This is a genomic window from Dactylosporangium aurantiacum, from assembly GCF_000716715.1.
Taxonomy (GTDB): Bacteria; Actinomycetota; Actinomycetes; order Mycobacteriales; family Micromonosporaceae; genus Dactylosporangium; species Dactylosporangium aurantiacum.
This window is the reverse complement of sequence record NZ_JNYJ01000059.1, coordinates 1-21,095: the sequence shown is the minus strand read 5'-3', so window position 1 is coordinate 21,095 and position 21,095 is coordinate 1. Positions and strand designations below refer to the sequence as shown.

Sequence of the window (21,095 nt, the reverse complement as noted above, 5' to 3'; positions counted from 1 at the left end):
AGGAGCCGAGCGAGATGGCGAACGAGGACAAGCTCCGCGACTACCTCAAGCGCGTGACGGCCGACCTGCGCCAGGCCAACCGGCGCATCCGCGAGTTCGAGGAGCGCGACCGGGAGCCGATCGCCGTCGTCGGCATCGGCTGCCGGTTCCCCGGCGGCGTCACCGGCCCCGACGCGCTGTGGGACCTGCTGGCCGGCGAACGGGACGCCGTCGGCGGGGTGCCGGGCAACCGCGGCTGGGACTTCGAACGCATCTACGACCCCACGCCGGGCCGCCCCGGCCGCACGTACGCCCGCGACGGCGGCTTCCTCCACGACGCCGACGCGTTCGACGCCGGCTTCTTCGGCATCTCCCCGCGTGAAGCCCTCGCCATGGACCCGCAGCAGCGGCTGCTGCTGGAGACCACGTGGGAGGCATTGGAGGACGCCGGGATCGACCCGGCCCGCATCCGCGACACCGAGACCGGGGTGTTCGTCGGCGCCAGCCACCAGGGGTACGGCGCCGCCGCGGCGGGGGCTCCGGACGGCGTCGAGGGGCACCTGCTCACCGGCGGCGCCGCCGCCGTGCTGTCCGGGCGGCTGGCCTACACGTTCGGCACCCGCGGCCCCGCCGTCACCGTCGACACCATGTGCTCGTCGTCGCTGGTCGCGCTGCACCTCGCCGTGCGGTCGCTGCGGGCGGGGGAGTGCGGCACGGCCGTCGTCGGCGGCGCCACCGTCATGGCGGTCCCGCAGTCGTTCATCGAGTTCTCCCGCCAGCGCGGCCTGGCCCCCGACGGGCGGTGCAAGGCGTTCTCCGACGACGCCGACGGCACCGGCTGGGGCGAGGGCGTCGGCGTGCTGCTCCTCACCCGGCTCTGCGACGCGGTCGCCGCCGGCCACCGGGTCCTGGCCGTGGTGCGCGGGTCGGCGGTCAATCAGGACGGCGCCTCCAACGGCCTGACCGCCCCGAACGGCCCCGCCCAGCAGCGGGTCATCCGCGCCGCGCTCGCCGACGCCGGCCTGGAGCCGTCCGACGTGGACGCGGTCGAGGCGCACGGCACCGGCACCGCGCTCGGCGACCCGATCGAGGCCGAGGCGCTGCTCGCCACGTACGGCCAGGGCCGCCCCACCGACCGGCCGCTGTGGCTCGGCACCCTCAAGTCCAACCTCGGGCACACCCAGGCCGCGGCCGGTGTCGCCGGGGTCATCAAGGCCGTCCTCGCCATGCGCCACGGCGTGCTGCCGCGCACCCTGCACGTCAGCGCCCCCTCGTCGAAGGTCGACTGGTCCGCGGGCGCGGTGCGGCTGCTGACGGCCGCGCGGCCGTGGCCGGCGGCGGACCACCCCCGCCGGGTCGGCGTGTCGGCGTTCGGCGCCAGCGGCACCAACGCCCACGTCGTGCTGGAGCAGGCGCCCCCGCCGCCGGTGCCGGCGTCGCCGGCGGAGGTGTCGCCGGCGGTGGTGACGTCGCTGCCGGTGCTGCCGTGGACCCTGTCGGCGCGGACCGCGGAGGCGCTGCCGGCGCAGGCCGCCGCGCTCGCCGCCCATCTCGCCGGGCACCCGGGGGTCGACGCCGCTGACGTCGCCCGGACCAGGGCCACCGCGCGGGCACACCTGGAGCACCGGGCGGTCGTGCTCGGCGCCGACCGACCCGCGCTGACCAGCGCCCTGGACGCCCTCGCGGCCGGGCACCGGGATCCGTCCGTGGTCACCGGCACGGCCGACCTCGAGGCCGCCTCGGCGATGCTGTTCACGGGGCAGGGTGCGCAGTGGTCGGGGATGGGTCGTGGGCTGTACGAGGCGTTTCCGGTGTTCGCGGCGGCGTACGACGAGGTGTGTGCCCGGATCGAGGGTCTGCGGGATGTCACGGGCGCGGAGCTGGATGAGACGCGGTGGACGCAGCCGGCCCTGTTCGCCGTCGAGGTCGCGCTGTACCGCCTGCTGGAGTCGTGGGGTCTGCGCCCGGATTTCCTGGTGGGCCATTCGATCGGTGAGCTGGCGGCGGCGCATGTGGCCGGGGTGTGGTCCTTGGACGACGCGTGCAGGCTTGTGGCGGCGCGGGGTCGGTTGATGCAGGCGCTGCCGTCGGGTGGTGCGATGGTCGCGATCCAGGCGGCCGAGGCCGAGGTCCGCGACGCGTTGGTCGACGGTGCGGAGATCGCCGCGGTCAACGCTCCGGACGCGGTGGTCATCTCGGGCGACGAGGACGCGGTCCTCGCCGTCGCGGCACGGTTCGCCAAGACCAAGCGGCTGCGGGTGAGTCACGCGTTCCCAAGGGCGTGACGAAGTTCTTGGAGGTCGGTCCGGACGGGGTGCTGTCCGCGCTGGTCGACGGCATCCCGGCGATGCGCAAGGGACGCGACGAACCCACCACCCTGATGACCGCCGTCGCCCGGGCACACGTCGCGGGCTGGTCGCCGGACTGGGCCGCGTTCCTGCCCGGCCGGCGGGTCGAGCTGCCGACGTACGCGTTCCAGCGGGAGCGGTTCTGGCTCGCCCGTACCGCCGAAGCCACCACGGTGGACAGGTGGCTCTACCGCGAGACCTGGAAACGCCTTCCCGCCACCGCCACGACCCTCGACGGGACCTGGCTGCTCGTCACCCACACCGGCGACGCGGCGCTGCACGACGCGCTCACCCGCGCCGGCGCCACCGTCCGCACCCTGACGGTCGCCGAGCACACCGACCGGGCGGCGATGACCGGCCTCGTCGCCGCCGCCGGCACGGGCCTCACCGGCGTCGTGTCGGCCCTCGCCGCGTCCGCCACCCCGGCGCCCGGGCCGGCCCCGGTCACCGCCGGCGTCACCGACACCCTCACCCTGCTGCAGGCGCTCGGCGACGCCGGCATCGGCGCGCCGCTGTGGTGCGTCACCGGCGGCGCCGTCACCACCGGCCCGAGCGACCCCGTCCGCGACCCGATGCAGGCCGCCGTCTGGGGGCTCGGGCGGGTCGCCGCCCTCGAACACCCCGACCGCTGGGGCGGCCTCCTCGACGTCACCGGCGACCTGCCGCCGGAATCGCTCGCCGCGGTGCTGCGGGGCGCCGAGGACCAGGTCGCCGTCCGCGACGGCACCGTCCACGCCCGCCGGATCGCCCGGGCCGACGGCAGCGGCGGGGCGCCGGCCGGGTGGCGGCCGCGCGGCGCCGCGCTCGTCACCGGCGGCACCACCGGCCTCGGCGCGCAGACCGCCCGCTGGCTCGCCGGGCACGGCGCCAGCCACCTCGTGCTGCTCAGCCGCCGCGGCGACGACGCGCCCGGCGTCGCCGCGCTGCGCGACGACCTCACCGCCCTCGGCGCCACCGTCACCGTCGCCGCCTGCGACGTCGCCGACCGGCCGGCCCTCGCCGCCCTCGTCGGGTCGGTCGAGGCCGAGCACGGCCCGATCCGCACCGTCGTGCACGCCGCCGGCGTCGGCACCCTCGGCCGCCTGCACGACACCACCGCCGCCGACCTCGCGGCCGCGACCGCGGCGAAGCTCGGTGGTGCTGCGAACCTGGACGCCGTCTTCGACCGCGACACCGTCGACCGGTTCGTCATGTACGCCTCCGTCGCCGGTGTCTGGGGCAGCGGCGACCACGGCGCGTACGCGGCCGCCAACGCCTACCTCGACGCGCTCGCCGGGGCCCGCCGCGCCCGGGGCCGGGCCGGCACGTCGATCGCGTGGGGCATCTGGAGCCCGCAGAGCGGCGGCATGGCCCGCGCCGACGTGCACTCGTCGGCGAACTGGCACGGCATCGAGTTCATGGACCCCGCCGGTGCCCTCGACGCCCTGCACCACGTCCTGGACCGGGACCCGGCCACCGCCGTCGTCGCCGACGTCGACTGGGCCCGCTTCGCGCCGCTGTTCACCGCCGCCCGGCACCGGCCGCTCATCGCGGACCTGCCCGAGGTCGCCGCGCTGTCGGCGCCCCCGGCGGCACCCGCCGCCCCGGAGCGGGCCCGGCACCTCGGCCTCGCCGACCTGGAGGGCCTCGTGCGGGCCGGCGCCGCCGAGGCGCTCGGCCACCGGGGCGCCGACGCGGTCAACGGCACCCGCTCGTTCCGCGACCTCGGCTTCGACTCCCTCACCGCGCTCGAACTGCGCGACGCCCTCGCCCGCAGCACCGGCCTGCGGCTGCCGGCCACCGTCATCTTCGACCACCCGAACATCGACGCGCTCGCCGCGCACCTGCACCGCGAGCTCGGCGGCGCCGGCCCCGCCGACGCGGCCGCGCCCACCTCCGGCGACGCCGACGAGCCGATCGCGATCGTCGGCATGAGCTGCCGGTTCGCCGGTGGCGTCGAATCCCCCGAGGACCTGTGGGCGCTGCTGCGCGACGGCGGCGACGCGATCGGCCCGATGCCGGCCGACCGCGGCTGGGACGTCGACGGCCTGTACGACCCCGACCCCGACCGGGCCGGCCGCAGCTACGTGCGCGACGGCGGGTTCCTGCGCGACGCCACCCGCTTCGACCCGGCGCTGTTCGGGATCTCGCCGCGGGAGGCCGTCGCCATGGACCCGCAGCAGCGGCTGCTGCTGGAGGTCGCGTGGGAGGCGTTCGAGGCCGCCGGGATCAACCACGCCACGCTGCGCGGCACCCCGGCCGGGGTGTTCGTCGGTGCCGCCGGCGGCGACTACGGCAGCCGCCTGCCGCAGGTCCCCGACGGCGCCGAGGGCCACCTCATCATCGGCACCGAGAGCAGCGTCGCGTCCGGTCGCATCGCGTACACGTTCGGGCTCGAAGGACCCGCCGTCACCGTCGACACCGCCTGCTCGTCGGGGATGGTCGCCACGCACCTGGCGGCCCAGGCGCTGCGCCGCGGCGAGTGCGACCTGGCCCTCGCCGGCGGGGTCGCCGTCATGTCGTCGCCGGCCGCGTTCATCGGGTTCAGCCGGCAGCGCGGCCTCGCCGCCGACGGCCGCTGCAAGGCGTTCTCCGACGACGCCGACGGCATGGGCCTGGCCGAGGGCGCCGGCATGCTCGTGCTGGAGCGGCTCAGCGACGCGCGGGCCCGCGGCCACCGCGTCCTGGCCGTCGTGCGCGGCTCGGCGCTCAACCAGGACGGCGCCTCCAACGGCCTCACCGCCCCCAACGGCCCGGCGCAGCAGCGGGTGATCCGCGCCGCGCTGCGCGCCGCCGGCCTGGCGGCGTCCGACGTGGACGCCGTCGAGGCGCACGGCACCGGCACCGCCCTCGGCGACCCGATCGAGGCGCAGGCGCTGCTCGCCACGTACGGCCAGAACCGCCCCGGCGACCGTCCACTGTGGCTCGGGTCGCTGAAGTCGAACGTCGGGCACACCCAGGCCGCCGCCGGGATCGGCGGGATCATCAAGATGGTCCTCGCGATGCGGCACGGCACCCTGCCGCGGACCCTGCACGCCGAGCGCCCCTCCACGCACGTCGACTGGACCGCCGGCGCCGTCGAGCTGCTCACCGAGGCCCGCGACTGGCCCGACACCGGCCGCCCGCGCCGGGCCGGGGTGTCGTCGTTCGGGGTGTCCGGCACCAACGCGCACCTGATCCTGGAGGCCGCCGAAGCACCCGCCCCGGCCGACACCCCGCCAGGCGCCCCGCCAGACGCCCCGGCCGCCGTGCCGGTACTGCTGTCGGCGCACAACGACGAGGCGCTGCGCGCCCAGGCCGCCCGGCTGGCCGCCCACCTCGCCGCCACCGGCGCCGACCTCGCCGACGTCGCCTGGTCGCTGTACCGCACGCGGGCCGCGCTCACCCACCGGGCCGTCGTCGCCGGCACCGACCGGCAGGACGTCGCGCGGCAGCTCGCCGCGCTCGCCGCCGGTACACCATCCGCCGTCACCGTCACCGGGGTCGCCCGGCCGGGTGGGAAGGTCGCGTTCGTGTTCCCCGGCCAGGGCTCCCAGTGGCTCGGCATGGGCGTGGAGCTGCTCGCCACGGAACCGGTGTTCCGGCACCGGATCGAGGCGTGCGAGGCGGCCCTGGCACCGTTCGTGGACTGGTCGCTGACCGGGGTCCTGCGCGGCGACGCCGGCGCGCCCGGCCTGGACCGCGTCGACGTCGTGCAGCCGGTCCTGTGGGCCGTCATGGTGTCCCTCGCCGCGTGGTGGACGTCCCGCGGCGTCACCCCCGACGTGGTCGTCGGCCACTCCCAGGGCGAGATCGCCGCGGCCTGCGTCGCCGGCGTCCTCACCCTCGACGACGCCGCCCGGGTCGTCGCCCTGCGCAGCCAGGCCCTCGCCGTGCTGGCCGGCCGCGGCGGCATGCTCTCCGTCGCGCTGCCGCCGGAGCAGGCCACCGCGCGGCTCGCCCCGTGGGCCGACCGGCTCAGCGTCGCCGCGGTGAACGGCGTCGGCTCCGTCGTCGTCTCCGGCGACGTCGCCGCCCTCGACGCGCTCGCCGCGGCGTGCGCCGCCGACGGGGTGCGGACCCGGCGCGTCGAGGTCGACTACGCCTCCCACTGCGCGCACGTCGAGGCGATCCACGACCGGCTCCTCGACGTCCTCGCCCCCATCGAGCCGCACCCGGCCACGGTCGAGTTCTACTCCACCGTCGGCGCCGACCTCACCGGCGTCACCGTCGGCGGCGCCGAGTACTGGTACCGCAACCTGCGTCACAGCGTCCAGTTCGCACCCGCCGTGCGGGCCCTCGCCGACGCCGGCGTCACCGTGTTCGTCGAGGTCAGCGCCCACCCGGTGGTGACACCCGGCATCCAGGAGACCCTCGACGACGCCCGGGTCGACGCCGTGGTCACCGGCACGCTGCGCCGCGACGACGGCGGCCCGCTGCGGCTGCTGACCGCGCTGGGCACCCACCACGCGCACGGCGCCGCCGTGGACTGGACGACGGTGTTCGGTGCCGGGCGGCGCGTCGTCGACCTGCCCACGTACGCGTTCCAGCGGCAGCGGTACTGGCTCGACGCGCCGCCACCCGCCACCGCCGGCGACGGCGTCGACGCCCGGTTCTGGCAGCTCGTCGAGCAGCAGGACCTGCGGGAGCTGGCCGCCACCCTCGAGGTCGCCCCCGACGCCGTCGAAGGGCTCCTGCCGGCGCTGTCCCGCTGGCGGCGCGAGCAGGCCGACCGGGCCGCGCTGGACGCGTGGCGGTACCGCATCCGCTGGCAGCCACTGGCCGACCCGCGTCCCACGCGGCCCGCCGCCGCGGCCGGGCGGTGGCTGGTCGTGCTGCCGGCCGCCGACCGGGCCGGCACCTGGACCGGGCACCTCGTCGCGGAGCTGCTCGCCGCCGGTGTCCGCGCCGACGTGCTGACGCTGCCGGCCGGCGCGGACCGGGCGACGACCGCGGCGCACCTGCGCACCGCCCTGCACGGCGACCTCGCCCCCGACCGGATCCTGTCGCTGCTCGCCGCCGACGAGCGGCCGCACCACCCTGGCACCGCGCTGCCGGCCGGGCTCACCGCGACCGTCGCGCTGCTGCAGGCGCTCGGCGACGTGGCGTGCCCCGCACCGCTGTGGGTGGCGACCCGCGGCGCCGTGTCGGTGGGTGCCGGCGATCCGGTCATCGCGCCGCTGCAGGCCATGACGTGGGGTCTTGGTCGCATCGCCGCCCTCGAACACCCCGACCGCTGGGGTGGCCTCATCGACCTGCCCGCCGACGTCACCGCCGCCGCAGCCGCCCGCCTCGCCGCCGCCGTCGACAGCGCCGGCGCCGACGGCGCCGCCGGCGGTGAGGACCAGGTCGCGATCCGCGGCGCCGGCACGTACGCCCGCCGCCTCGTGCGCGCCGGCACTTCCCCGGCACCGGCCGGCGACCGGTGGCGCCCCGACGGCACCGTGCTGATCACCGGCGGCACCGGCGGCATCGGCGCGCACCTGGCCCGGTGGCTGGCCGCCGAGGGCGCCGGGCACCTGCTGCTCACCAGCCGCCGCGGCCCCGACGCGCCCGGCGCGGCCGAGCTCACCCGGCAGCTGCGCGACGCCGGCTGTGACGTCACCATTGCCGCCGTCGACGTCGCCGACCGCGCCGCCCTCGCCGCGCTCCTGGCCGGCATCCCCGCGGACCGGCCGCTGCGGGCCGTGTTCCACGCCGCCGCCGTCCTCGACGACGGCGTCATCGACGGCATCACCGCCGAACGGGCCGCCGCCGTCGCCGCGCCGAAGGCCGACGCCGCCCTGCACCTGCACGAGCTGACCCGCGACCTGGACCTGACCGCGTTCGTGCTGTTCTCCTCGCTCGGCGGCACCCTCGGCGGTCCCGGCCAGGGCGCCTACGCCGCCGCGAACAGCCTCCTGGACGCCCTCGCCGAGCAGCGGCACGCCGCCGGGCTCCCGGCCACCGCCGTCGCCTGGGGCGTGTGGGCCGGCGACGGCCTGGCCGCCGGTGAGGTCGGCGCGGCCGCCCGCCGGCAGGGGATGCTGCCGATGGACCCGGGCAAGGCGATCAGCCTGCTGCGCCGCGCCCTCGACGACGGCGACACCCGCATCGCGGTCGCCGACATCGACTGGTCCCGGTACGCGCCCGCGTTCACCGCGTCCCGGCCCAGTCCCGCGCTGCGCGACCTGCCCGAGGCGGCACCACCGGCCGACACCACCGCCGGGCAGGGTGTCCCCCTCGGCCGCGAGCTCGCCGGGCTGCCCGCCGCCGAGCGGGAGGCGCGGGTGCTGCGGCTGGTCCGCCGGCACGCCGGCGCGGTCCTCGGCTTCCCCGACGACACCGCCGTCGACCCGGCCCGCGCGTTCCGCGACCTCGGCTTCGACTCCCTCACCGCCGTCGAGCTGCGCAACCGGCTCGGCGCCGCGACCGGGCTGCGGCTGCCGGTCACGCTCGTCTTCGACCACCCGACCGCGACCGCGCTCACCCGCCACCTGCTCGGCGAGCTCGTCGGCGCGGCCGCCCACGAAGGCGCCGCGGCCCGCGACGGCGCGACGACGGCACGGGCGGCCGACGACGACCCGATCGCGATCGTCGCCATGACCTGCCGGCTGCCCGGCGGCGTCAGCAGCCCCGAGGACCTGTGGCGGGTCCTCACCGACGAGGTCGACGCCGTCGGGCCGTTCCCCGCCGACCGCGGCTGGGACGTCGACCGCCGCTACGACCCGGACCCCGAACGCCCCGGCACCTTCTACACCCGTGAGGGCGGTTTCCTGTACGACGCCGCCGCCTTCGACCCGGCGTTCTTCGGCATCTCCCCGCGTGAGGCCCTCGCCATGGACCCGCAGCAGCGGCTGCTGCTGGAGACGGCGTGGGAGGCGTTCGAACGCGCCGGGATCGACCCCGCGGCCGCCCGTGGCAGCCGCACCGGCGTGTTCGTCGGCTCCAACTATCACGACTACGTGTGCCGCCTGCACGTCGCACCCGAAGGCTTCGAGGGGCAGCTCGCCCTCGGCAGCGCCGGCAGCGTCGCGTCCGGCCGGATCGCGTACCTGTTCGGCCTCGAAGGACCCGCCCTGACCGTCGACACCGCCTGCTCGTCGTCGCTGGTCGCGCTGCACCTCGCCATGCAGGCGCTGCGCCGCGGCGACTGCACCCTCGCCCTCGCCGGCGGCGTCACGATCATCTCCTCGACCGACACGTTCGTCGAGTTCAGCCGGCAGCGCGCCCTGTCACCCGACGGGCGGTGCAAGGCGTTCGCCGCGGCCGCGGACGGCGCCGGCTGGGCCGAGGGCGTCGGCCTGCTCCTCGTCGAGCGGCTCTCCGACGCCGTCGCCAACGGCCACCCGGTCCTCGCCGTCCTGCGCGGCTCGGCGGTCAACTCCGACGGCGCCTCCAACGGCCTCACCGCCCCGAACGGCCCGGCCCAGCAGCGGGTCATCCGAGCCGCGCTCGCCGACGCCGGCCTGCGACCGTCCGATGTGGACGTCGTCGAGGCGCACGGCACCGGCACCGCGCTCGGCGACCCGATCGAGGCGCAGGCGATCCTCGCCACGTACGGGCAGGACCGCCCCGCGGACCGTCCACTGTGGCTGGGCTCGGTGAAGTCGAACCTCGGCCACACCCAGGCCGCGTCCGGCGCCGCCGGGCTGATGAAGATGGTCCTGGCGCTGCGCCACGCGACGGTGCCCCGCACCCTGCACGTCGACGCGCCGTCACCGCACATCGACTGGTCCTCCGGCGCCGTCGAGCTGGCCACCGAGGCGCAGCCGTGGCCGGCGGGCGACCGTCCGCGCCGGGCCGCCGTGTCGTCGTTCGGCATCTCCGGTACCAACGCGCACGTGATCGTCGAGGAGCCGCCCGCCCGGGCCGATGCGCCGGTGGAGCGGGCGGCGCTGCCCGTCGTGCCGTGGCCGGTGTCGGCCCGGTCCGTGGAGGCCCTCGACGCCCAGGTGTCGCGGGTACGGGCTGCCCTGCCGGCCGCCGATCCGGTGGACGTCGGGTTCTCCCTCGCCACGGGCAGGTCCACGTTCGAGCACCGGGCGGTGCTGCTCGGCGACGCCGTGGTGCGGGGGAGGGCCCGCGACGGCGGCACGGCGATGCTGTTCACCGGCCAGGGTGCGCAGTGGTCGGGGATGGGTCGCGGGTTGTACGAGGCGTTCCCGGTCTTCGCGGTGGCGTACGACGAGGTGTGTGCCCGGATCGAGGGCCTGCGCGAGGTCGAGGGCGAGCTGCTGGATGAGACGCGGTGGACGCAGCCGGCGTTGTTCGCGGTGGAGGTGGCCGTGTTCCGGCTGCTGGAGTCGTGGGGCCTGCGCCCGGATTTCCTGGTGGGCCACTCGATCGGTGAGCTGGCCGCGGCGCATGTGGCCGGGGTGTGGTCCTTGGACGACGCGTGCAGGATCGTCGAGGCGCGTGGTCGGTTGATGCAGGCGCTGCCGTCGGGTGGTGCGATGGTCGCGATCCAGGCGTCGGAGTCCGCCGTGCTCGCCGCACTGGTCGACGGTGCGGAGATCGCCGCGGTCAACGCCCCCGGTGCGGTGGTGATCTCCGGCGACGAGGATGCGGTGCTCCAGGTCGCGGCCGGGTTCGAGAAGTCGAAGCGGTTGCGGGTGAGCCATGCGTTCCATTCCGCGCGGATGGACGGGATGTTGGCGGCGTTCCGTGAGGTGCTGTCGACGGTGTCGTTCCACCCACCAGTTATCCCGATTGCCGCCACCTCCATCGGCGATGTGACGCAACCGGGTTACTGGTTGGACCAGTTGCGGGGCACGGTGCGGTTCGCCGACGCGATCGAGGCGCTCCGGGCCAAGGGCGTGACGCGGTTCCTGGAGGTCGGCCCGGACGGGGTGCTGTCCGCGCTGGTCGACGGCATCCCCGCGATGCGCAAGGGGCGCGACGAACCCACCACCCTGATGACCGCCGTCGCCCGCGCCCACGTCGACGGCTGGTCCCCGGACTGGACCGCGATCCTCACCGGCGGACAGCGCGTCGACCTGCCGACGTACCCGTTCCAGCGGCAGCGGTACTGGCTCGACGCCCCCGCCGACGCCGCCGACCCCGCCGCGCTCGGCCTCGACACCGTCCGGCACCCGCTGCTCGGCGCCGGCGTCCCCCTCGCCGACACCGGCGGCCACCTGTTCACGAACCGGCTGTCGATCGCCGACCAGCCGTGGCTCGCCGACCACCGGGTCATGGACACCGTCCTGCTGCCCGGCACCGCGCTCGTCGAGCTGGCCCTGTCCGCCGGCGACGCCGTCGGCTGCGACCGGCTCGAGGAGCTCACCCTGCAGGCGCCGCTGGTCCTGCCCGAGCCCGGGGCGCTGCAGCTGCAGGTCACCGTCGGCGCCGCCGACGGCCTCGGCACCCGCACCGTGCAGGTGCACTCCCGCGCCGCCGGCGGCACCGACGACACGTGGACCGCGCACGCGACCGGCCGGGTCGGCGCCGCCCGCACCTGGGACGCCCCCGACTTCACCGAATGGCCGCCGGCCGGCGCCGAACCCGTCGACCTCGGCGACCTGTACGACACCCTCGCCGACGCCGGGTTCGAGTACGGGCCGGCGTTCCGGGCGCTACACCGGGTGTGGCGCCGCGACGGCGTCGTCTACGCCGAGGCGGCCCTCGCCGACGCCGAACGCGCCGAGGCCGGCCGGTACCTGCTGCACCCGGCGCTGCTCGACGCCGCCCTGCACACCCTCGCGTTCGCCGACGGCGTCGCCGGCCGCGGTGTCCTGCCGTTCTCGTTCGAGCGGGTCGCGCTCAGCGCCGTCGGGGCGACCGCCGTGCGGGTCCGGCTCGCCGGCACCGGCACCGGCAGCGGCACCGGCAGCGGTGCCGGTACCGTCGCCGTCGACCTCGCCGACCAGAACGGCCGGCCGTTCGCCGCCATCGGTGCCCTCGCCCTGCGCCCGGTGACCGCTGACCAGGTGAAGGCGGCCCGCTCCCAGTACCACGACTCGCTGTTCCGGGTCGACATGGTCATGAACCCGGTCGCCCCGGCCCGCGACCACACCGGGCAGCGCTGGGCGGTCCTCGGCCTCAACCCGGTCAAGCTCGTCAAGGCGCTCGGCGCGACCGGCGCCGCCGTCGAGAGCTACCCGGACCTCGACGCGCTGCGCGACGCCGTCACCGCCGGCGCCGCCGTCCCCGACCGGGTCGTCGTCTCCTGCGCAGACCGGCCCGAGGGCGCCGACATGGCGGCCCGGGTCCGCAGCGCCACGTACTGGGCGCTCGACCTCGTGCAGGCGTGGCTCGCCGACGAACGGCTCACCGGCTCCCGGCTGGTGTTCGTCACCCACAGCACCGGCGGTGACACCGTCGACGACCTGGCGTGGGCGCCGGTGTGGGGCCTGGTCCGCTCGGCGCTGACCGAGAACCCCGACCGGTTCGTCCTGCTCGACCTCGACGACCGTGACGTGTCCTACGCGGCGCTGCCGGCCGCCCTCATGTGCGGCGAGGGCAACGTCGCCGTCCGCGTCGGCGGCGTCCACGTGCCGCGGCTCGCCCGCGTCGCCGCCACCCCCGGCGTGACCCCGTCGGCGACGTGGGACCCGGACGGCACCGTCCTCATCACCGGCGGCACCGGCGACCTCGGTGGCCTCATCGCCCGGCACCTGGCCGCCGAGCACGGCGTGCGGCACCTGCTGCTCACCAGCCGCCGCGGCCTCGCCGCCGAGGGCGCCGCCGAGCTGCGGCAGGCGCTGCTGGACCTCGGCGCCGACGTGACGATCGCCGAGTGCGACGTCGCCGACCGTGCCGCCCTCGCCGCCGTGCTCGCCGCGATCCCCGCGGACCGGCCCCTCGCCGGCGTCGTGCACACCGCCGGCGTCGTCGACGACGGGGTCGTGTCCGCGCTGACCCGCGAACAGGTCGACGCCGTCCTGCGGCCGAAGGTCGACGCCGCCCTCAACCTCGACGAGCTGACCCGCGACCTGCCGTTGACCGCGTTCGTGCTGTTCTCCTCGATGGCCGGCACGTTCGGCGGCACCGGCCAGGCCAACTACGCGGCCGCGAACACGTTCCTCGACGCGCTCGCCCACCAGCGCCGCGCCGCCGGCCTCCCCGCGCTGTCCCTCGCGTGGGGCCTGTGGGAGCAGGGACACGGCATGACCGCCAAGCTCGGCGGCGGCGACCTGCGGCGGATGGCCCGCGGCGGGCTCGCGCCGCTGTCGCACGCCGAAGGGCTCGCCCTGTTCGACGTCGCCTGCGTCGTCGACGAGGCCGTGCTCATCCCGGCCCGCCTCGTCGTCGACGCGATCCGGGCGGCCGCGGGCACCGAGGCGGTGCCGGCCATCATGCGCGGCCTCGTCGGCCGGCCCGCCCGGCAGGCCGTCACCACCGGCGCCCCCGCCGAGCAGGTGGAGACGCTCGGCACCCGGCTGGCCCGGCTCAGCGCCGCCGAACGGCAGCGGACCGTCCTGGACCTGGTCCGGGCCGAGGCCGCCGTCGTGCTCGGCTACCCCGGCCCCGACGCCGTCGAACCGGACCGCGGCTTCCTCGAGCTCGGCTTCGACTCCCTCACCGCCCTGGAACTGCGCAACCGGCTCGCCGCCGCGACCGGGCTGCGGCTGCCGGCGACGCTGCTGTTCGACTACCCGTCGCCGGACGCGATGGCCGGGCACGTCCTCGGCCACCTCGTGCAGGACGACGCCGGCGCGCCGTTCGCGGTCCTCGACGACCTCGAGGCCACGCTCGGCACCGAGCTGGACACCGACACCCGCGACCGGCTCGCGGACCGGCTGCAGCTGCTGATCCTGAAGCTCACCGACCGTGGCGCGGGCGCCGGCGCCGGCGTCGCCGAGCGGCTCGACTCGGCCAGCGACGACGAGATGTTCGCGTTCATCGACAACGACCTCGGCCTGTCGTAGCGCCGCCCACCGTTGCCCAGAAAGGTCCCGATCACCGATGAACGAAGACAAGCTGCGCGACTACCTCAAGCGCGTCACGGTTGATCTGCACCGGACCCGGGAGCGGCTCAAGGACGTCGAGGACCGTGCGCAGGAGCCGATCGCGATCGTCGCGATGAGCTGCCGGTACCCGGGTGGCGTGCGCACCCCGGAGGACCTGTGGCGGCTCGTCGCCGACGGCCGGGACGCGATCGGCCCGTTCCCCGGCAACCGCGGCTGGGACCTCGAGCACCTGTTCCACCCCGACCCGGACCACCGCGGCACGTCGTACGGCAGCGAAGGCGGCTTCCTCTACGACGCCGACGAGTTCGACCCGGCCCCGTTCGGGGTCTCCCCCCGCGAGGCGCTCGGCATGGACCCGCAGCAGCGGCTGCTGCTGGAGACGGCCTGGGAGGCGTTCGAACGCGCCGGCCTGGACGCCGCCACCCTGCGCGGCAGCCGCACCGGGGTGTTCGTCGGCGTCATGTACAACGACTACGGCGCCCGCCTCCGCGAGATCCCCGAGGGCATGGAGGGCTACGTCGGTAACGGCAGCTCACCCAGCATCGCGTCCGGCCGGGTCGCGTACACGTTCGGCCTCGAAGGACCCGCGGTCACCGTCGACACCGCCTGCTCGTCGTCGCTGGTCGCGCTGCACCTGGCGGCGACCGCGCTGCGCCGCGGCGAATGCACCCTCGCCCTCGCCGGCGGCGTCACGGTCATGTCGACACCGAACACGTTCATCGGCTTCAGCCGGCAGCGCGGCCTGTCCGTCGACGGGCGGTGCAAGTCGTTCTCCGACGACGCCAACGGCACCGGCTGGGGCGAGGGCGCCGGCCTGCTCCTCGTCGAACGGCTCAGCGACGCGCGCCGCAACGGCCACCGCGTCCTGGGCCTGCTGCGCGGCTCCGCCGTGAACTCCGACGGCGCGTCCAGCGGCCTCACCGCCCCGAACGGCCCCTCCCAGCAGCGGGTCATCAAGGCCGCCCTGGCCAGCGCCGGCCTCACCCCGGCCGACGTCGACGCCGTCGAGGCGCACGGCACCGGCACGACCCTCGGCGACCCGATCGAGGCACAGGCGCTCATCGCACGTCGACTGGTCCGCCGGCGACGTGCGGCTGCTCACCGAGGCCCGGCCGTGGCCGTCCGCCGACCGGCCGCGCCGCGCCGGCGTGTCGTCGTTCGGGGTGTCCGGCACCAACGCCCACGTCATCGTCGAGCAGGCCCCACCCGCTGACCCGCCCGCCGAGGAGGTCACCGCGCCGGCGCCGCCGGTCGTGCCGTGGCTGCTGTCCGGGCGCACCGCGGCGACGGTCCCCGCGCAGGCCCGCCGGCTCGCCGCCGCCCTCGACGCGGACCTGGCCCTCGACCCGGCCGATGTCGCGTTCACCCTGGCGACGGCGCGCACGACGACGGAGCACCGGGCCGTCGTCGTCGGCGCCGACCGGTCGTCGCTGCGGGCGGCCCTCGACGACCTCGCCTCCGCCGCTGTCGTGCGGGGCGTCGTCTCCCCGGGCCGGTCCGCGATGCTGTTCACCGGCCAGGGTGCGCAGTGGTCGGGGATGGGTCGCGGGCTGTACGCCGCCTATCCGGTGTTCGCGGCGGCGTACGACGAGGTGTGCGCGCACATCGAGGGCCTGCGCGAGGTCGACGGCGCGGAGCTGGACGAGACGCGGTGGACGCAGCCGGCCCTGTTCGCCGTCGAGGTGGCGCTGTACCGGCTGCTGGAGTCGTGGGGTCTGCGCCCGGACCATCTGGTCGGTCATTCGATCGGTGAGCTGGCGGCGGCGCACGTGGCGGGGGTGTGGTCCTTGGAGGACGCCTGCAAGGTGGTGTCGGCGCGGGGCCGGTTGATGCAGGCGCTGCCGCGTGGTGGTGCGATGGTGGCGATCCAGGCGTCCGAAGCGGACGTCCGGCAAGCGTTGGTCGACGGCGCGGAGATCGCCGCGGTCAACGGCCCCGACGCGATCGTCATCTCCGGCGACGAAGCAGCGGTCACCGCGGTCGCGGCAGGCTTCGAGAAGACCAAGCGGCTGCGGGTGAGCCACGCGTTCCACTCCGCCCGGATGGACGGCATGCTCGACGCGTTCCGCGAGGTGCTGTCGACGGTGACGTTCCACGCCCCGGCGATCCCGGTCGCCACCACCTCGGCCGGGGACGTGACGCAACTGCGCTACTGGTTGGACCAGTTGCGGGGCACGGTCCGGTTCGCCGATGCCGTTGAGGCGCTCCGGGGCAAGGGTGTGACCAGGTTCCTGGAGGTCGGCCCCGACGGGGTGCTGTCCGCGCTGGTCGACGGCGTCCCGGCGATGCGCAAGGGCCGGGACGAGCCGCTCACCCTGATGACCGCCGTCGCCCGGATGCACGTCGACGGCTGGTCCCCGGACTGGCGCCGCGTCCTCGGCGGCGGCACCGTCGTCGACCTGCCGACGTACGCCTTCCGCCGCACCAGGTTCTGGCTCGACGACCCCGCCGCCCGCGCCGACGCCGCCGCGGTCGGCCTGCAGCCCGTCGACCACCCGCTGCTCGGCGCCGCGCTCGGCCTCGCCGACGGCGGTGGCTTCGTCTTCACCAGCCGCCTCAGCCTGCGCGACCAGCCGTGGCTGCGGGACCACACCGTCCACGGGGTGCCGCTGGTGCCCGCCACCGCCCTCGTCGACCTGGCCCTGCGCGCCGGGGACATGCTCGACTGCGCGCACCTCGACGAGCTGGCCGTGCACACCCCGCTCGCGCTGCCCGACCCGGGCGCCGTGCACCTGCAGCTCACCGTCGGCGCACCCGACGACACCGGCGGCCGGCCCGTCGCCGTGCACTCCCGCGCCGCCGACGACCCCGACGCCGGCTGGACCAGGCACGCCACCGGACGCCTGCACCCCGGGCACCAGCAGGAGACCGCCGACCTCGCCGCGTGGCCGCCGCCGGGCGCCACCCCGCTCGCCGTCGACGGGCTCTACGACACCCTCGCCGGCGCCGGAGTCGACTACGGGCCCACGTTCCGCGGCGTCCGCGCCGCCTGGCGCCGCGGCGGCGACCTGTTCGCCGAGGTCGCGCTCGCCGACACGGCCCGCGACGACGCGGCCCGCTTCGGTGTGCACCCCGCGCTGCTCGACGCCGTCCTGCACCCCCTCGGCCTGGCCCGCGACGGCGCCGACGACACCCAGCTGCCGTTCGCGTTCCGAGGCGTCTCCTTGCGTACCGCCGGCGCCGTCGCCGTCCGCGCCCGGCTCACCCGCACCGCCGCCGCCACCGTCGCCGTGGAGGTCGCCGACCAGACCGGCCGGCCGGTGGCCACGATCGACGCCCTCGACCTGCGCCCGGTCACCGCCGCCCAGCTGGCCGGCCGCGCCGCGGACCTGTTCCGGCTCGACCTCGTCCCGGCCACCACCACCGGCGGACCCCACCACCGGTACGCCGTCCTCGGCGCCGACCCGGCCGGGGCCGCCGCCGCCCTGACCGCCGCCGGCGCCACCGTCGACGTGTACCAGGACTTCGCCGCCCTCCGCGCCGCCGGCACCGCCCCCGACCGGGTCGTGGCCACCGTCGACACCGCAGGCGACGACCTCGCCGCGACGGTGCACGCACGGACCGCCGCCGCGCTCGCCCTCGTGCGGCAGTGGCTCGCCGACCCGCCCGCCGGCGCCGCACTCCGCGTCGTCGTGTCCGCCACCGGCGCGGACGCGGTCGCGTCGGCCGCCGTCGCCGGGTTGATCCGCGCCGCCGACGCCGAACATCCGGGCACCTTCGGCGCCGTCGAGGTCCACGACGAGCGACCCGCCGGCGCCACGCTCGCCGCCGCCGTCGCCGTCGACGAACCGTCCGTCACCGTGCGCGGCGGCGAGGTCCTCGTCCCCCGGCTCGGCCGCGCCGGCACCGCCGCGCAGCACCCGCCCGCGGCGACCTTCGACGGCGACGGGACCGTCCTGGTCACCGGCGGCCTCGGCGGCCTCGGCGCGCTGGTCGCCCGGCACCTCGTCACCGCCCACGGCGTGCGGCACCTGCTCCTCGCCGGCCGCCGCGGCCCCGGCACCGACGGCGCCGCCGCGCTGCGCGACGAGCTGGCCGGGCACGGCGCCACCGTCACCGTCGCCGCCTGCGACGTCGCCGACCGGGCCGCCGTCGCCGCCCTCCTCGCCGCGGTGCCGGCCGAGCATCCCCTGACCGCGGTCGTGCACACCGCCGGCGTCGCCGACGACGCCGTCGTCACCGACCTCACCGCCGAGCGGGTCGCCGCCGTCCTGCGCCCGAAGGCCGACGGCGCCCTGCACCTGCACGAGCTGACGAAAGACCTGCCGCTGACCGCGTTCGTGCTGTACTCGTCGCTGGCCGGGATCCTCGGCGGCGCCGCCCAGGCCGGGTACGCCGCCGCGAACAGCGCCCTGGACGCCCTCGCCGCCCACCGCCGCGCCGAAGGGCTGCCGGCGCTGTCACTGGCATGGGGACTGTGGGACACCGCCAGCGGGATCACCGCCCACCTCGGCGACACCGACCGGCGGCGCCTCGCCCGCAACGGCGTCGCGCCCCTGCCGGCCGCCGACGCGCTCGCCCTGTTCGACGCCGCCTGTGCGGCACCCGGCCCGCTCGCCGTCCCGGCCCGGCTGCGGCCCGCCACGGCGTACCCGCCCGTGCTGAGCGGGCTCACCGGCCCGGCGGTCCGGCGGGCGGCCCGTGGGCAGGACGACGACACGTTCCGGCAGCGGCTGCACCGCCTGCCCGACGGCGACCGGCTCCCGGCGCTGCTGCGGCTGGTGCGCGGCGAGGCCGCGACCGTCCTCGGCCACACCGCCGGCGACGACGTCGACCCGCACCGCGGGTTCCTGGACGCCGGCTTCGACTCCCTCACCGCCCTCGAACTGCGCAACCGGCTCGCCGCCGCGACCGGGCTGACGCTGCCCGCCACCGTCCTGTTCGACCACCCGACCCCGGAGGCCCTCGCCGGGCTGCTCCTGTCGCAGCTCGGCGGGGCAAGGACCGCCGAGGCCGTCCGGGTCGCGGTGCCCACCGACGAGCCGGTCGCGATCGTCGCCATGAGCTGCCGGTACCCGGGCGGCGTGCGCACCCCCGAGGACCTGTGGCGGCTCGTCGCCGACGGGGTCGACGCCGTCGGACCGTTCCCCGAGGACCGCGGGTGGCCCGTCGACCGGCTCTACCACCCGGACCCCGACCACCGCGGCACCAGCTACGCCCGCGAGGGCGGCTTCCTGTACGACGCGGCCGCGTTCGACGCCGACTTCTTCGGCATCTCGCCCCGCGAGGCCCTCGCCACCGACCCGCAGCAGCGGCTGCTGCTGGAGACGTCGTGGGAGCTGCTGGAACGCGCCGGCCTCGACCCGGTCGCGCTGCGCGGCAGCCAGACCGGCGTGTTCGTCGGCCTCATGTACAGCGACTACGCCGCCCGCGTCCACGACGTCCCCGACGGCCTGGAAGGGCACCTCGGCAACGGCAGCGCCCCGAGCGTCGCGTCCGGCCGGGTCGCGTACACGTTCGGGTTCGAAGGGCCCGCTGTCACGATCGACACCGCCTGCTCGTCGTCGCTGGTCGCCCTGCACCTCGCCGCGCAGGCGCTGCGCCGGGGCGAGTGCGGCCTCGCCGTCGCCGGCGGCGTCACCGTCATGTCGACCCCCGGCACGTTCGTCGGCTTCTCCCGCCAGCGGGGCCTCGCCCCCGACGGCCGGTGCAAGGCGTTCTCCGACGACGCCGACGGCACCGGCTGGGGCGAGGGCGTCGGCCTGCTGCTCCTGGAGCGGCTCTCCGACGCCGTCGCCAACGGCCACCAGGTCCTCGGCGTCGTGCGGGGTTCGGCGGTCAACCAGGACGGCGCGTCGAGCAGCCTCACCGCCCCGAACGGCCCGTCGCAGCAGCGGGTCATCCGGGCCGCGCTCGCACGTCGACTGGTCCGCCGGCGACGTGCGGCTGCTCACCGAGGCCCGGCCGTGGCCGTCCGCCGACCGGCCGCGCCGCGCCGGCGTGTCGTCGTTCGGCATCTCCGGCACCAACGCGCACGTGATCGTCGAGGAACCACCCGCCCCGCCGGCGGTGCCGGGGGAGCGGGCGGCGCTGCCGGTGGTGCCGTGGCCGGTGTCGGCGCGGACCCCGGAGGCCCTGGACGCGCAGGTGGCCCGGTTGCGGGCCGTGGCGGACCTGGACCCGGTCGACGTCGGGTTCTCCCTGGCGACGGGCCGGGCGGCGTTCGAGCACCGGGCGGTCGTGCTCGGTAACACGGTCCTGCGGGGCCGGGCCCGCGACGGCGGCACGGCGATGCTGTTCACCGGCCAGGGCGCGCAGTGGTCGGGGATGGGTCGCGGGTTGTACGAGGCGTACCCGGTCTACGCGGCGGCCTATGACGAGATCTGCGCGCACATCGACGGTCTGCGCGAGGTCGAGGGCGATCTGCTGGATGAGACGCGGTGGACGCAGCCGGCGCTGTTCGCCGTCGAGGTTGCGCTGTATCGGCTGCTGGAGTCGTGGGGTCTGCGCCCGGATTTCCTGGTAGGTCATTCGATCGGTGAGCTGGCGGCGGCGCATGTGGCCGGGGTGTGGTCCTTGGACGACGCGTGCAGGCTTGTGGCGGCGCGGGGTCGGTTGATGCAAGCGCTGCCGTCGGGTGGTGCGATGGTGGCGATCCAGGCGTCGGAGTCGGCTGTGCTCGCCGCACTGGTGGACGGTGCGGAGATCGCCGCCGTCAACGCTCCGGACGCGGTGGTCGTCTCGGGCGGCGAGGACGCGGTCCTCGCCGTCGCGGCACGGTTCGCCAAGACCAAGCGGCTGCGGGTGAGTCACGCGTTCCATTCCGCGCGGATGGACGGGATGCTGGCGGCGTTCCGTGAGGTGCTGTCGACGGTGACGTTCCACCCACCAGTTATCCCGATTGCCACCACCTCCACCGGCGACGTGACGCAACCGGGTTACTGGTTGGACCAGTTGCGGGGCACGGTGCGGTTCG

2 protein-coding genes and 2 pseudogenes are annotated in these 21,095 nt (G+C 76.6%); all 4 read left to right on the top strand.

The genetic code is table 11. The features are described from left to right. Window positions 1–14 precede the first annotated feature (14 nt). Window positions 15–2,264: a type I polyketide synthase gene (locus tag OP18_RS59330; protein WP_063745753.1), complete on the top strand. Its 2,250-nt coding sequence runs from the start codon at window positions 15–17 to the stop codon at window positions 2,262–2,264. Further along, on the top strand, window positions 2,261–14,137 hold the full coding sequence (locus OP18_RS61405) for a type I polyketide synthase (protein ID WP_169788991.1): 11,877 nt from the start codon (window positions 2,261–2,263) through the stop codon (window positions 14,135–14,137). Before OP18_RS59330 ends, OP18_RS61405 begins: the two co-directional genes overlap by 4 nt. Window positions 14,138–14,189: 52 nt before the next feature. Continuing rightward, a pseudogene (locus OP18_RS62770) lies at window positions 14,190–17,478 on the top strand (type I polyketide synthase); the annotation flags it as partial. Window positions 17,479–18,063: 585 nt separating this feature from the next. Further along, a pseudogene (locus OP18_RS62765) lies at window positions 18,064–21,095 on the top strand (type I polyketide synthase); the annotation flags it as partial.

Excerpts from the sequence above, each read along its gene's own strand:
- OP18_RS59330 (WP_063745753.1), top strand. The coding sequence starts at position 15 with ATGGCGAACGAGGACAAGCTCCGCGACTACCTCAAGCGCGTGACGGCC.